This window comes from Salarchaeum japonicum, assembly GCF_020614395.1.
GTDB lineage: Archaea > Halobacteriota > Halobacteria > Halobacteriales > Halobacteriaceae > Salarchaeum > Salarchaeum japonicum.
Genome location: NZ_CP085325.1, coordinates 43,304 through 58,680, shown reverse-complemented (window position 1 = coordinate 58,680; position 15,377 = coordinate 43,304). Strand labels below are relative to the sequence as shown.

The window sequence follows — 15,377 nt, the reverse complement described above, 5'->3', positions numbered from 1 at the left end:
AATGTCAGCAGATCAAGACGCGGCCGCACGGCGCATCATGGATCAGTTCGGCGAGGAGAGCCGCATCCCGTATCTCAATATCGAGGAAGGGGACGTCGGCATGCTCATCGCCTTCCCCATTATTGGGCTGTTTATCGCGGGCCTCACCGGGATCGAATCACTGGCTCTCCCGTTCGTTGCTGGCGGGCTTGGCTTTGGCGTCGCCGTCATCTACGTCTCACCAACCCACCTGAATGCCTGGACGTGGACCAAAGACGTCTATCGATACCTCAAACGGCCTCAGGTCACGTTCAGTGCGCCCGCCGACGCCGACACGAGTACCAACGAGACAGAGCGCAACCAAGGCGGACTCGCGAACTACACGCCGTTCAAGCCGGACGAGCGAACGCAGGACCTCACGAACATCAAGCGAGCGTGGCCGGGCGCTGGTGCTATCCAGCGTGAAGACGGCGCGATGGAGGCGTTCATCGAGATCGATCCGGCCAATATGGACTTCGCGATGTCCGACGACTGGGCGCAGCTGCAGGACGCCGGCGAAGAGTTCGCTAACAAAGAGCTGGACTCGAAGCTCAAACTCCACGCCACAACCCGCTCTTTCCCAGTCGAGCAGATCACTGAGACCATCGAGGATCGACTCACTGACGAAGACGTCACGGAGAACCCGATTTTCCGGGAACTCCTCGAAGAATATCGGGAAACACGGCCGAAGGAGATGCGTGACCGGGGCATTCAGCAGGTCCGGTACTACATCGGCGTTGAAGTCAGCCCGATAGAAGTGTACGACCGCTTCCGTGACGAGGGCACCCCCGCCGAGAAGCTGACCCAGTTCCCGGTCATCGGCTTCCTGTTCAACCCGTTCGTCACCCGCCGCGAGGACCTCACCGACGTCGAACGTCGTGCGCAGATGTTCGAGAAGCTCGACAGTCGCGTGAATGATGTTCGCTCCGAGTTCATCCAGCAGGCGTCGGGGTGGTCCGCACGTCGACTCAGCACGGTCGAGCTGTTCGTCCTGAATATGGACTTCTGGAACGGCCGCGAACATGACTACGACGAGGCGGAACGTGTCGTTCGCGACCAATCGATCATCGGCCACTCGCGCCGGGAGGACCCACACGATGCGTAACGTGATCCTCCAGACTGATGGTGGCGCGCTTGGCTCCGTCGCCGGGTGGCTCCAGAATCTGACACCAGCAGAGAGTGCAGTACTAGCCCTTGCAGTGGGTCTCGGCCTTGGCGTCGGCAGTAAGTACCTCTGGGACCGCTTCACTGCGGATGATGAACCAGACGTGGACTTTACCGATGTCCTCGACGAGGAGACACTCGAAGAAGGCGAGGCCGAACGCCAGCTCCTCGACGACATCTCCGAGTCACACAAGACGGTGACCGCGCCGGCGGCGATTGAGTGGGAAACGCGAGCCGCACAGGTCGGTGAGCAGTGGACGTCGACGCTGTACATCGCTAACTATGCCGACTATCCCAACGACGGGTATCTGAGCGACCTCTTCGAGATGACCGACGTCCAGTTCGATCTGACGGCCCATATCACGCCGAAAAATCAGGAGCGGGCCCGGAACGAACTGCAGGACATCGCTGACGACCTTCAGGTGGACGCTGACCTCGAACAGAGTATCCGGAGTGCCTACCTACAGGAACGCGCCAACGAGGCTGCAGCGACGTACAAGGCCGTCGAGAACGGCGCGAACGTCTTCGACCAAGGGATGTTCATCACCGTGCGGGCCGACGAGAAAGACGACCTCAGAGACGCCGTCCAGACGGTCAAGAGTGCGCTCCGGGACGACCCGGCGAACCTCACGCCGAAGACGGCCATCTGTCGCCAGGATCTCGCCCTCCAGTCCGCCGCGCCCATCGGCGACAACGAGTTCGGCCGGACGTCGATCGCACTCGGCGGCGCCGTCGGCGCGTTGCTGTCCTCGCCGCACAACGCGACGATTCTCGAGGAGGGCGGCGTCGAGTTCGGGATCCACAAGGACAACCAGAGCCCCGTGGTCATCGACCCGTTTGCGCGAGATAACGGGTACGCGATGTTCACCGTCGGCGACACCGGGTCGGGAAAGTCGTTCAGTTCGAAGCAGAACTTCATCCGGTCGATTGAGCAGAGCAAGGACCGCATCGGCATCATCCTCGAACCATTGAACAACTGGGCCGGCGTCTCAGAGGCGCTCGACGCCAAGCGGATCACGGTTGGCGGGACGCTCGGTCTGAATCCGCTGGAAATCCGCGAGACGCCCGAACACGTCCAGCGGGCGATGGGTGAGGACGCGAGCCCGTTCAACGAGAAACTCGACGACGCGATGAGCTTCCTCACGAACTTCTTCGCCCTCCGGGGTATCTCACTGGGAGATCGGCGCACCACGCTCGAACTCGCCCTCAAACGTGCCTACCAGCGCAACGGGATCACCGACGACATCTCGACGCACAGCAATCCGAGTCCGACCATCCGCGAGATGATGGACGTGTTCGAAGATATGGTCGACGACCCCGAGGAGTTCGTCGTCCGGTCCGACGAGGAGGCGGGGAAGATCAAAGAGAACGCAACGTGGCTGCTCGATCAGCTCCGTCCCTTCGAGGACGACGGTCGCCACGCCAACCTCGGCCAGGAATCCGACTTCGACATCCGGGACGAGAAGGTCATCTATCTCGACCTCGCCCAGCAGGAGGGGAGCGTCGACAGCAGTACGGCGCTGACCATGCAGCTGCTCATCTCGCTGGTCTACGAGCGAGCGAAGGTCTCGGAGAAGGAGGTCGTGTTCTACATCGACGAGGCGCGCTACATCATGCAGGACGCCGCGAGTCTGGCGTTCCTCGAGACAGTGTTCCGCCACCACCGGCATCACGACCTCTCGATCCGGCTGGTCACGCAGACCGTCGACGAGTTCTTCGAGCACGCCGAATCCGAGGCGATTCTGGACCAGTGTGCGGTCAAGCAGTTCCACCGCCTCGACGGGATGGACGAGGAGTGGGCCGACGAGTTCGGTCTGAACTACGCACAGATGCGGTTCGTCCAGGACGCCGTTCCTGGTAACGAGGACGCCGGCTTCTCCGAGGCGCTGGTGGGCGTCGACGGCGAGTGGCGCGGCATCCAGGTCAAAGCGATGCCCAAAGAGAAGCAAGTCATCGACTTCGAGCCAACCGAGCAACGGCGATCCTCACTCCCCGGGACTGGTGAGAACGCCGTGGACGCGGACGTGCAGGCGTTCCAAGACGAGATTGAACGCCGAGGGACTGACAACGGACAACTCCAATCTGAGCGGACGCCAACAGAGACTGATGGCGGCGAAACGGGAGGTGGCGACGATGCGTGAGTATCTTCGCGTGACGCCAACCTCCGAACGCCTCAATCCGGAGCGTCTGCCGCAGGCACTGGAGAGCCTCCACAAACTGACCTCAACGGACTCGACAGGGCTAGTTGACAAACTCAATCCGCTACATAGCGACACACCGATACAATTCGAATTTCTCGCGCTGAGCGAGGGGGCAGATGACCCCGTCGAATTCTACTACGGTGCCGACGACCATCTAGATACCCTTGAGAAGCGGCTCCAGTCGGTCTATCCCGAGACGTTCGACATCGAGCGTACCGAGGTCGACGTCGCATCCCGACTCGTGCAGCCTGTCGAATTCGACCGAGAGACATTCGTCGAGCAGTATAACTCGGGCGGGCTCAGGTATGAGTTCGGCCCTGACGAGCAATACGAACGTGGCACTGACGACAACAAACAAGCGGGGCCAGCAGACGCCGAATCAGTCGCGGATGGAGGAACAGTCGGTGACCAGTCTGCCGACCACTTCATCGAGATTGGTGATACTGCCCTCGAACTCGCCCCACCAGATGCGATTCCTGAGGATGAGCCACTCACCACGCTTGCCAAACCAACGGTAACATCGGAGGGGACGATACTCGCACGGCCAGCGACCGAATCCGTCTCCCCACTCGGCGTACGGTGGCAAGGGTCGGCGACTCGGAAGCAAGACTGGATGACCTCACTCTTGCCAGTTACTGCCGACGACGAAGCAGAACTCCCAGCCGTCGATCAGCCAGGAGGTGCGCTCGCGTCACTCGTCGACCATCTGATGGAGGCGACAGCACCAGTAGCGTTCCAGGTCGTCTTCCAACGACGCGAGAGCTGGCAGTCCGATGCCGACCTTCGCAAGGAGGACGTCATCGACGGACGAGACACACTCGCTCAGGAAATTATTGGCTCCCTTTTCGAACTCGACGATCAGTCGGAGAGCCGGGACAGAAACCAGCTGAGCGATGCGGTTGCAAAACGTGTCGAGGCGATTGAGGCGAAAAATCCGAAGCGGTCGTTCACTGCGAATGTCCGAGCAATCGGGATTCCATCCGGTGACGACGGTCGCGGTGAACTCGATGAGCGGATGCAATCACTTGTCCCGGTATTCGACCCGCTTGATGGACCGTACTACCAGGTTGCGGCCGAACGGGTACGCAACAGCGGCTTCCGGGCAGCCACGAAAGAACGAAACGCCCGAGCGGCGCTGCAGCGGCTCTTGGATCGTGAGATCACGACTGGCCGTGGAAAGACCCGACCGGAGTTCGTCCTGAGCGGCCGAGAACTCGCGCACTTCGTACTCGTCCCCTCCTCGGAACAGCTTACTGTCGAGGGGACACGGGGGACGCGTGCGGAACAGCAGAGTCGGAATCCGTTGCCCCGTCCGCACCAAGACCTCATGAGTGAGTTCCGAGACGGGATGGCAATCGGGTATGCCCTCGACGACACCGGCGAGGCCGAAGACGAGCCGACACACATTCCACCCGGACTGCTGCCCACTCATTACGGCCGGTTCGGAACAACCGGCTCTGGGAAGTCGAAAGCCCTCATCAACGATATGCTGTCGCTGTACGACAACACCGAGGGGCCGACGATCCTCATCATCCCGAAAAACGACGATATGGCCCAGAATTACATGCGGGCTCACGCGCGTCGGTTCGGAATGACCGACCTCGAAGAGAACGTCGTCCACTTCCCGATTCCGGACGTCCTCCCCGGGTTCTCGTTTTTCGATCTCGAACCGTCGATGGAGAGCGGACGGCGCCGCGAAGACGCCGTCCAACGGAAGGCCGACCACTACGAAGAGATTTTGAAGCTCGTGATGGGAACCGACCGCTACGAGCGGGCGACTGTGGCTCCAACTCTCATCAAGACACTCATCAAGGCACTGTTCGACGAGGAATACGGGCGTGAGAACGGGCTCTACCGAGCGTCGACGGATTACTTTGCCCACCGACAGCTCGAACACGTCGTCGACCAGCTCTGGGAGGCCGGGCCACCGAACGAGAACATCGGCGACGCCCCACGGTCGAGCGACGAGGAAGTCACGCGGACGATTCGACGGCAACTCCAGTTAGATTCGAACACCTTCGCGAACGTGATGGGGGGTGTCGGAAACCGTCTCGCCTACATCTCACAGGATACGCACCTGCGGCAGATCTTCAACAATACCGAGAACCAGTTCGACTTTCGGGATGTCCTCGACGAGGATACGGTCATCCTCTTCGACCTCGGAGATCTCCGCGACGACGCTGCCCGGATCATGACTGGTGTGATCCTGACCAATCTCGATGCAGCTCTCAAGGACCGCAAACAGGCCCTCTCCCAGCACTCGGACGACTACGTCGTGAACTTGCTCGTCGACGAGGCAGCGTCGGTCGTAGTCTCCGACATCATGAATGATCTCCTCGAGAAAGGCCGGGGATTCCGGCTCTCTGTTGGCCTGTCGATGCAGTTCCCCGAACAGATGGAGGCTGAAGGTGGGCGGAAGATCTACCTGAATGCTCTGAACAACATCGGCAGTTCACTCATCGGGAAAATCAACGTCGACCGGGAACTGGCGCGAGCGATGGCCCACGAAGAGATGGACCCCGCGGATTTCGCCAATCGGATTCGTTCGTTGCCACGAGGGGAGTGGATCGCCAGCCTGCCAAGCCCGACGTTCGGTGAAACGGGGCCGTATCCGTTCAGTCTCGAACCACTCCCGATTCCACCGGGCCACCCCGAGAGCGAATCTCCGCTCACAGAGCGTGAAGAGGAGCAGTTCACTGAGACACTCTCCTCGATGCACGAGAACATCAGCGAGGAACACGGCGTGCCGGCTGCAACAGACGCCTCAACAACGAGAACACCGACCGACGGACACGGAGTGCTCGATATCGCGAGCGACGACCTGGACGTCGCGATTGCGACGGTGGTCCGGAGTCTCCAGCTTCGAGAAGGATGCCGTGAGGAGAACGGTTGGGTGGCCGTTGAAGCGGTTGACGACGAACTCAGACGCCTCTTTGACGACGTCGACGCCGAGCCGCCATCGTATGATGCACTCGCGGACATTCGCGAACGATCACGATACCTCGATACGACCGTCGATATCGACGCCGACGAGCTCCGCATCCGGCTCACTGACGCCGGAGAAAAGGTCGCGACACCCGATACTGGTGGCGTGCAGGCCGCCGGTGGGAGTGCCCACGACGCAGCACTCCTTCAGATCGAAGAAGAACTCACTGCACTCGGTTTCACCGTCTCGATCCTCGCACAGGATGGCAGCGAGAAACCTGACGCGAGGGCGAGCCACCCCGACGTTTCCGACCGATTCGCCATCGAAGTCGAAACGACGACACCCGAGAATCCCGCGAAGGTGCTCACGAATCTCCGGAAAGCCCAAGAAGCAGGGGATATCCCGCTGTTTGTCGTTCGACCAGGAAACGACGAAACTGAGTGGGCCGAGCGTGTCGACGGCATTCTCACACCACCCGTTCGCACACTCCAGAATGGTGAGACACGGTTCTACACGACTGACTCGAATCTCACGTTCAACGGTGGAGCGACCGAAGAAGGTGGAGTGACGGCCGTCCGACCGGCGACCGACGACGAGAACGGGACTCAGAACATCTGGCAGCGTGATGGCGATGAGATCATCCTTCGTGATGCCAGCGGGACGGAACACATCCGCCTCCCGTCGCTTGGAAAACTCTCGAAAGATCGTGTTCCGGCCATCTACAGCTACGACCACGCTGCCGACGAGTACGTCGTATACGAGCACGGTGAGCAACACATCTACGAGACGAAATCGGCGTTCGAGGGCGACTGGGTGCGTATCAAGAAGCCATTCGTCCCCGAAGCCGAACTCCAGACACCCGATTATAGCCCCACGTCGTACGCTATCGTCATTCTCCCTGAAGAAGGCAACCCGGTCGTGTACGATACTGACGGTACGTACTCGATGGACACCTTACTCGATACCGTCACCACAAGTGGGTGCGAAGAAACGACAGGAGAACAGGCAGACCATATTCAGCAGGCGCCTCAGCCATCGATTGACGATATTGCTGAGGATCCAGAGGCGGTTGTTGAGCGATTCGCAGAGACACACCTCGTCGAAGATCCGGAAAGCAGAGTAGCCGCCGGAGATGTCTACGAAATCTACGAGCAGTGGGCTGAGGCTCACGGGATTGATACAGATAGCAAACCCTGGTTCGGCCGTCGCCTCGGGAACTATGTCACGTTCGAGCGGAACACAGACAATGAGAACGGCGACTCTGTTCGATACTACGAGGGGCTTGCACTCAAATCAGAATAGATCTGGAGGGGAATACAATGCAATCCACACTCAGCGCCAAATATATCGTAAATGTAAATTTGAGTTTGCATAACAGGAAATGCCTCTCGCGTTACGGAAACATCGAGGCATATCGTCTCCGCAGCACCGAAATCAGCAGACGGAGAGGGGTTACGGCAACCAACCGAAATGCCGTAACACAAGCATTCTGGAGAGATTTTGCTGTATGCACGTATCGGGAGCCTCAGACCCAGGATTTCACTGATTTGAATGATCTGTTACGGCAAAAACCAACTAGGATAGAACGGGGGTTCCCCGTTGGGACCAAGGGATTGGATCGACACGCAGAGCAGCGTGAAGTCTGTGCTGGCTCAGAGCCAGTGAGAGCCATGCGAGGTGCTATGTGAGGATGAGTGAGAGTAGTATCGACGAATCGGAGGCGATTCCGGAGACGCTACGCGAACGGGACCAGTGGGTGTGCTGGCGCGAAGAGGAGCGGGACGGCAAGTCGACGAAGATTCCGGTGACGCCGGGAGGTGGGGGGTTCGCGTCATCAACAGAGTCGGAGACCTGGGCGAGCTTCGAGACAGCGCTCGACTACACCGAGACGGCACACGCCGATGGCGTTGGGTTCGTGTTTACCGACGACGATCCCATCGTCGGTGTCGACCTGGACGACTGCCGTGATCCTGAAACCGGCGACGTCGACGACGCGGCACTAGACATCATCGAGCGCCTCGACTCCTATACGGAGGTGTCACCGTCCGGCACCGGCTATCACGTCCTCATCAGGGGCGAACTTCCCGAGGGGCGGAACCGTCGCGGGAGCATCGAACTGTACGACACGGCACGATTTTTCACCGTCACTGGCGATCACGTCGAGCGGACACCAACGTGCGTCGCACGTCGACAGGACGCGCTCAGAGCGATTCACCGTGAGTACGTTCAGGAGACAGAGCGTGACACGGCAGCAGAGTCCGAACAGCGTGGTAGCGCTGACGACGAGTCACCGACGACCGGTGCAGCCGGCGTTGACGTCGACCTCGAAGACGAGGACCTCCTCGAGAAAGCGCGGAATGCATCGAACGGCGAGAAGTTCGAGCGGCTCTGGAACGGGAACACAGCCGGCTACGACAGCCAGTCCGAGGCCGACATGGCGCTGTGCTGTCTGCTGGCGTTCTGGACCGGTGGCGACCGGACGCAGATGGATCACCTGTTTCGCCAGTCAGGATTGCTTCGGGAGAAGTGGGACGAGGTCCACTACGCTGATGGGTCGACGTATGGGGAGAAGACCATCGAGCGAGCAATTGCGACTACTTCGGAGTTCTACGACCCGGACGCCGGCGACGATACCGCGGACGAGATCCCCGCCACATCGTCGCCAGACGTCGGCGCTGCTGACTCGGAGCGGAGTCGCGCGTATCTCGCCGAGAAGAACCAGATCTTGAGCGACCGCGTCGACGAGCTCGAGGCGACACTCACGGAGAAAACCGAGCGCATCGACGCTCTCGAAGCGGAGGTCAAGCGACTCACTGACGAACTCGCCACCCGTGGCCAGGAGGAGGAGTGCCAGGGCGAGCACGCCGCTACTACGAGTGAGAACAGTAGTGAGTCAGAGTCATCCTCACTGTTGGGTCGGTTATTCGGCGGTCGGTCCAAGTAGCGTTGCGACCGCAGCGGCACGTCTGTCACCCCCGCCAGGGGGCGGCGGGGTACATCACGTGCCCCCGATAGACGATGGCTTCGGAACGTACGACCCAAACGCAGACGGTACAGCAAGCAGCAACCAACTCCGACGGGGAGGCTCCGTGGGCAGACCTCGAGGTGGCGATCCCGAACGACCGCGATCACGCGTCGCTCGTCGCGCTCGTGGAGTGTGCCCTAATCGAGCTGACGCACGAGCACGTGGGGGCAGTCGTCGTCACCCACCAGGTCCGGGGGACAAACCGCACGCAGTACGTCGCCGTCGACGACGTCAGCGAGCAGTTCCAAAAGCGGCACTTCGACGCCCGGCTGGGCTGGCACGAGACAACCGTTCCTCGGGAGATCGTTCGCGACGAACTCGTCACCCAGCTCACCCGGTCGGCAGCCTCACAAGCGGAACGCACACGAGAAGCAGCAGCCAGCGAGCCGGACACGTTCAACGTGAAGCCGGTTCAGGAACTCCGGACTCCATAGGCCACACTCTTAACCAACACTCGGGACCAGTTCTGTCGAAGTGTTGGTTAACGACGTTGCCAGAATTCATTCCCTCAACCCCCGCCCACCGCCCTATCCCTCCGCGACGTTGCCGTTTTCGAGTATCGCGACCCAGGGTCGGACTGACGCCCTCCGACTGGGCTGTTTATCGGCGCCGGGAGGCGTGCAGCGCGCGAGAGCGTGCGCGGCGTGATTCACCATGGCTGGTCCCGATCCTCACGACGACACGAGTGCCGACCACGAACAGCTCGAAACCGAACTCCTCGCACAGGACCGTGACGCCGCGAGCGTCGCGACCGCGGACGTCGACGACGCAACGGCCCGCAGCCTAGTCGACGACCTCATCGACGCGGACGTCGTCACACCCGTTCCCGAGGATCGCGTTCTCGTTCACGAGCCGAGTGTTACTACCTTCGACTCGACGACGCAATTGGCCGTCTTCCACCGTGGCTGGACGGCCGGCCGCGACGCCGACGCGGAGGCGGAGTAATGCAGCAGACGCTTACAGGGTGTGCGTTCTGCGACGCTCCGCCCAGCACCGAGACTGGCGACGCCCACACCTGGGGGGAAGATGAGCGGGTCACCCACCCTATCTGCGTCGACTGCGCGATCCAGATGGAGCCGGATCCCGACGAGCGCGATCGCGACGCCTGCGATGGCTGTGGGCTCGTCGTCGACGCTCTCGCGGCGCTCACGCGCTTCCGTGTGGAACTCGGCCATCTCGAGGGGCCGCTGCAGCTGTGTGCGCGATGTAGTCCTGGCGGGCCCGCGACGTACTGGACGCACGACCTCGATGAGCATCTCGTTGAGTGAGACATGTTGCCGACGCTTACACCGTTTCCATGGAGGACCTCGTTGACGAAGTCGACGTCGCGCTTGACCGCGACTAATGGGGAGTCTCCCTATCCATGGATAGGGAAAGTATCCAATAAGCCGCACCGCTTGGCATTACGCCATAGATTCCGGTATCCCTCGCCGTCAGATCGTCGTCGAAAGACGCTCGATGCGATCAGCGGTTCCCTTGACTGCGTCTTTCTCCTCGAGACGACTCACGATATCCTGTAATTCAACCGTGGTGTAATCGAGTTCCTGCTGGAGGGCAGGCATAGATTTCGGTTCGTCGAGGGCGTGAAGCACTTCGAGTTCCTCGTATACGCGCTCTGTAATCTCCGCGACCGGCTCATGCAGGGGTGTCCTCACGTTGTGTTGCTCGGTGAGATCGGCCAACGCCTCGTTCACGTATGTTACGAATAGCTCTTGATCCAAGAGGTCGATCTGCGCGGCGAGTTCTGCTTCGACGACGTCGAAATCGAGGTCAGTCTGCAGCAGCGAAAACATATCTTCGATATCGTCCACCCGTCCGGCGACCGCCTTGAATAGGAAGATGTCCTCTGGGCTCACGAGTTCGACCACCAAGTTGCTGGGGTTGAGGTACCGCTCGCTACGCTTCCGAATCCCGTCAGAAAGAACCAGTTTATCGATTACCTGCTGGTGAAAGATGTCGATTCGACACCCATCATCGTTCTCGAGGATTCGCTGAGCACCGAGCGCTTCGTATTCTTCGTCCGGTTCCCGAACGATATCGTAACCAAGTTCGAGCAGTACTGCTTGGAGCTGCCCGAGGTCATCACCGGATGCGACGATGAGATCGATATCCTTGGTAGTGGTCTTGAGATCCTGGAACGCCATTGCCCCACCGCCGATCAAGAAGACAGTGAGTGGGTCGTCTAGCTGCTCGCCGATGCGCTCGAGTTCCGACCGAATGTACGAACTGTCGAATCGCGCCCTCATGCTGACACCCCGTAGTCCGCAGCCAATTCTTGGAACTCTTCCCACTCGGGAAGTCGAGATGCCCGCTCCTCGCCACTCGTGTCGAGATACGTGAGCAAGTCCTCGACGAGATCGTCGACGCCGTACTTTGTGGCCTGGTCACGCAGTTCGTCACGGTCGACGTCAACGTGGCTGAGCAGGAGCAGACAGTATGACTGGGTACGTGCGCCCGAATCGATTACGAGCATATGACAGCACAGCATCGCCGGCGAGAGATCATTCATCGTCTCTGAATGGAAATAGTACCGACGGTCGCGGGCCAGAAGGGGCAGGTCGTAGGTCTGGAAACGCTCTGGCCCCGTCGAAAGGAAGTCCTCGGCGGTAATCTCATCTGCGGTCTGGACGAGGAACTCGTCGAGTGACTCCCAGAGAATCGTGTAGGTGTCGGTGTGTTGTTCGACGGTCTGGCGATGGTCGTGGTGAACGAGTTCCCGAGCAAGCGTACTCAGTTGTTCGAATCCCTCGTTCAGCACATATGCATCCTCGTCAGTTTCGTAGATGATCCCTCGATGCTGAAGTGGATCGAGGGCGCGATGGACGGTACTCCTGTGAATGTTGGCCCGGCGTGCGAGCTCCATTACGACCCGCGGTGTTTCAAGATAGTAGAGAACGCGGAGCGTCGCACCCGACAACAGTTCAGGCCAGTCGATGTGCGAATACTCTTGGGTGATGTCTGCGAGGAGTTCGAGTGCTTTCGCGTCCGATGGCCGGATCTGCTTTGTTTTCCCTTGTCGACGCGTCTCGACGAGTCCGGTCGCTTCGAGACGATCGACAAGTTCAGACGTGTAGCTGAGACTGCGGTCCAGCTGGGTCGCAAATTCGGAGACTGTCTGCTCACCGTGAAGGACGGTGAGCGCGCGAACCTCGCCTTCGGTAAGCATCTGTTGCGTAGATACGAACCGATATTTAAATAACTTCGCTATCTCGCAACGAGTATGACTGACTCAGCTGAGGTTGCTGGGTGAGCAACACGATGAAGGCCCTCGGCCGTTCACGGGCGGCGCGCCGCCCGTTAGCTCGGGAGAGCCTGCTTTCCCGGTGACCGAGACGGCCTCGCCCTTTCTGAGTCCGCCAGGGCAGTAGTTGGGTCGCTGAGTGTCGCGGCTGGGTGGACAGATGTGTCCGTTATGGCCCGCACCGCTCGCCGCGTTCCGCCCTCCGCGTCGCTCGCGACCGACCATTCCGGGCCTGCGGGCGCTCTCCGCACCGCCCGCGCCCGTTCCGGGCTAAAATGGATGTGCCCTCGGCGCCAGCGGGTATCCCCGTCGGTTGCGCCCCTTGCGGGCTTTCGCGTTCCAGCGCTTTGTGCCGCCTGCGCTGTCGCGCGCCACACCGCGGCGCGCGTTCTCGGCGACAGTCGCCCTGGACACGGACCCGCACATCGGGCCGGACACGAGCGGGCATATCCCGCTGGCCGCTCGCTCCGGGCGGGTCGGCGCGCGGTGCTGGATGATCGTCCGCCTCGGGCGCGCTCTCGCTCGCGCCCACAGGGCGCTCGCGAAGGCGCGAGCGAGAGCGCGCAGATGGTTCTGTCGGTCGTTGTCGTCGAGGAAATCCGCGATGTTGTAGCATCGCGGTGTCGGGCGCGTGAGCGCCTTCAGGAGCTGAACTCCAATGTCGAGTAAGAACGTCTTCGGTAATGAGGTTTCGGTCGATGAACAGGCTTTCGAGAAACACGATGACGTCGAGATCGGCGAGGACGGCTTCGAAGTCGTCGACGAGACCCCGGAGTTCCGGGCGACGGTCGACATGGAAGTCCAGGCCAAAGTCGATTCCAACCACCCAGACGCGCGCGTCGAGGAAGGCCCGGATCACATGTTCGGGAAGACCCTCGAACAGGAAGAGCGCATCAAGGCACGAGAGGCCGAGTTGGAACACATCAGTGCCCAGGCAGAACTCAGTCAGCAGGAGGGGCGTGCGAAGCGGACGCGAGACATCGCAGCGAAGCGAAGCGCTGAGCGGCGTGTGAAGTTCCAGAAGCGGGCAGCGAGCGTGAATCCGATGGCTGACCCGGAGCGAGACGATCCTCGTGCAGAGCTCACGCAGGAGCAGTTGGCGGCGGTGAACAAGCAGTCGATGCGACTGGCGGAGAAGCTGGATGGCTGGTCGCGAGCAGCGATTGGCCGGCGGTTGGGTGAAGCCGTCGTCGGTGGGAAAGACCTAACGAGTGCAGTCGTCGGGGTGTTCGAGGAGTTGCAGACGGCGCCTGGGACGGTGATCCCCATTGGGAAGCTCGAGGACGTCAATCGCAAAGAGGTGAGCATCGAGGGTCGAGTGGAAGTACTCTGGGATGCGGACTCGCCGGCCATCGCTCAAGTCGGGCTGATCGCAGACGACAGTGGAAAAACGAAGGTGACGATCTGGGAGAAATCAGATGCGCCGTGGATTGAAGAGGGCGAGCAGGTGCGTATTCACAAGGTAGCCCGGAACTGGTACGAGGGGCGCGTCTCACTGGCTGTCACTGGGTGGAGCACCATTATGTTCCCTGAGCGCGGTCGGTGGTGGGAATAGCCGGTCGGCGCACCCCTTTTTTGCTGGTGTGTACGCGGTCACCGCCACCTCCCACCACCTCCACGGTCCGGGCTGCTCACGGCGCTCACGCGCCGTTTCGCGGCCGGGCTTTCGCCACCGCAGCCCATCAGTGTCAGCGCTGTCCCGTGTGGTGTGTATGTGCCCCCTGATAGGTGAGGGGCACTCCGAGAGACGCGATCCACGTGAGTCCCCTCGTGAGTATCCATGGCAATCAGAGACATCTACGAAACGAGCTTCGACGAGGACGGTCAGACGGAGTCGAACCCTAACCAGTGCCCCGAATGCGACGGGCGGGTCACTACCAACGCAGTCGAAACCATCTGCGAGGAGTGTGGGCTCGTCATCGATGACCAGCGGATCGACCACGGGCCAGAGTGGCGAGCGTTCGACGAAGATGAGCGCGAGCGCACAGGCGCTCCGTTGACGGCAGCGCGGCACGATCGTGGGTTGTCGACGGAGATCGGCCACGGGACCGATGCAAACGGGAACAGCCTCTCCGAGCAGAAGCGACGCCGGCTGTTCCGGATGCGCCGTGAACAGACGCGTGGGCGGTTTCAGTCGAAAGCCGAACGCAACCTTGCACACGGACTCAGTGAAGTCCGCCGGATCAGTAGTACGCTCGAACTATCCGAGACGATCCGTGACCAGGCCTGCCAGCTCTTCCGGAGTGCCCAGAACGAGGACCTCCTGCAGGGCCGCTCAATCGAGGCGATGGCCGCCGCGAGTGTCTACGGAGCGTGTCGGTGTAACGGGCGGCCGCGAACGCTCAACGACATCACCGAGTCGGCGCGCGTCGAGCAATCGCGGGTGACGAACGCATACACGACGCTGAATACGGAACTTGGCCTGCCGGCCCAACCCGTGACGCCCAGTGCGTTCGTTCCGCGGTTGGCCTCGGAGCTTGACGTCTCCGATCAGATCCGGCAGCGGGCTCGGCAGCTGGCGGAAGCATCCGAATCGACCGGAGCAACCACGGGGGTTCGACCATCCGGATTCGCCGCAGCCTGTCTGTACAAGGCCGGGCGCGAAGACGGACGGTGGCTTACCCAGTCGGACGTCGCCGACGTTGCGAACGTCTCGGTGGTCACCGTGCGAACCCACCGCGACGCGCTGGACGAACTGGCTGTCTAACGCCCACACTGCTGATTTTCGGTTGTATTTTGTTGTCTGATTGATGTGAGAGCCATTGTTTAAATCCGAAGACGAAGCATGATACGGCCAGATCA

11 protein-coding genes are annotated in these 15,377 nt (G+C 60.9%); 9 read left to right on the top strand and 2 right to left on the bottom strand.

Annotation, left to right across the window (positions count from 1 at the left end; genetic code table 11):
• Position 1: 1 nt before the first annotated feature.
• The 7 genes from LI334_RS12600 (at position 2) to LI334_RS12570 (ending at position 10,602) form a co-directional block, all read left to right on the top strand.
• A complete protein-coding gene (locus tag LI334_RS12600) occupies positions 2 to 1,123 on the top strand; it encodes a hypothetical protein (protein ID WP_227262452.1) in 1,122 nt (373 codons plus the stop codon).
• A complete protein-coding gene (locus LI334_RS12595) occupies positions 1,116 to 3,323 on the top strand; it encodes a VirB4 family type IV secretion system protein (RefSeq protein WP_227262451.1) in 2,208 nt (735 codons plus the stop codon). Before LI334_RS12600 ends, LI334_RS12595 begins: the two co-directional genes overlap by 8 nt.
• Positions 3,289 to 7,611, top strand: a complete 4,323-nt coding sequence (locus LI334_RS12590; RefSeq protein ID WP_227262450.1) for a type IV secretory system conjugative DNA transfer family protein — start codon at positions 3,289 to 3,291, stop codon at positions 7,609 to 7,611. The genes LI334_RS12595 and LI334_RS12590 overlap by 35 nt, the downstream gene beginning before the upstream one ends.
• A 388-nt stretch (positions 7,612 to 7,999) precedes the next feature.
• The gene (locus LI334_RS12585) at positions 8,000 to 9,253 is read left to right on the top strand and encodes a phage NrS-1 polymerase family protein (RefSeq protein ID WP_135806891.1); all 1,254 of its coding nucleotides are present in this window, start codon (positions 8,000 to 8,002) and stop codon (positions 9,251 to 9,253) included.
• Between the two features lie 74 nt (positions 9,254 to 9,327).
• Positions 9,328 to 9,768 (top strand): hypothetical protein, encoded by a 441-nt coding sequence (locus LI334_RS12580; RefSeq protein WP_135806890.1) that lies wholly within the window; start codon positions 9,328 to 9,330, stop codon positions 9,766 to 9,768.
• Between the two features lie 220 nt (positions 9,769 to 9,988).
• Positions 9,989 to 10,279, top strand: a complete 291-nt coding sequence (locus tag LI334_RS12575; RefSeq protein WP_135806889.1) for a hypothetical protein — start codon at positions 9,989 to 9,991, stop codon at positions 10,277 to 10,279.
• Positions 10,279 to 10,602, top strand: coding sequence for a DUF7558 family protein (locus LI334_RS12570; RefSeq protein WP_227262449.1), 324 nt, complete (start codon positions 10,279 to 10,281; stop codon positions 10,600 to 10,602). The genes LI334_RS12575 and LI334_RS12570 overlap by 1 nt, the downstream gene beginning before the upstream one ends.
• A gap of 165 nt (positions 10,603 to 10,767) precedes the next feature.
• On the opposite strand, the gene LI334_RS12565 is transcribed toward LI334_RS12570, so the two are convergent.
• Together LI334_RS12565 and LI334_RS12560 are read right to left on the bottom strand one after the other, a co-directional pair.
• Complete coding sequence (locus LI334_RS12565) at positions 10,768 to 11,580, bottom strand: DUF6036 family nucleotidyltransferase (RefSeq protein ID WP_135806887.1); 813 nt, start codon at positions 11,578 to 11,580, stop codon at positions 10,768 to 10,770.
• A complete protein-coding gene (locus LI334_RS12560; protein WP_049983728.1) occupies positions 11,577 to 12,500 on the bottom strand; it encodes a winged helix-turn-helix domain-containing protein in 924 nt (307 codons plus the stop codon). The genes LI334_RS12565 and LI334_RS12560 overlap by 4 nt, the downstream gene beginning before the upstream one ends.
• A 733-nt stretch (positions 12,501 to 13,233) precedes the next feature.
• Here LI334_RS12560 and LI334_RS12555 point away from each other — a divergent pair.
• Positions 13,234 to 14,130 (top strand): DNA-binding protein, encoded by an 897-nt coding sequence (locus LI334_RS12555; RefSeq protein WP_227262448.1) that lies wholly within the window; start codon positions 13,234 to 13,236, stop codon positions 14,128 to 14,130.
• Between the two features lie 225 nt (positions 14,131 to 14,355).
• Entirely contained in the window at positions 14,356 to 15,282 is a 927-nt protein-coding gene (locus tag LI334_RS12550; RefSeq protein ID WP_144800170.1) for a transcription initiation factor IIB, read from the top strand.
• The last annotated feature ends 95 nt before the right edge of the window (positions 15,283 to 15,377 follow it).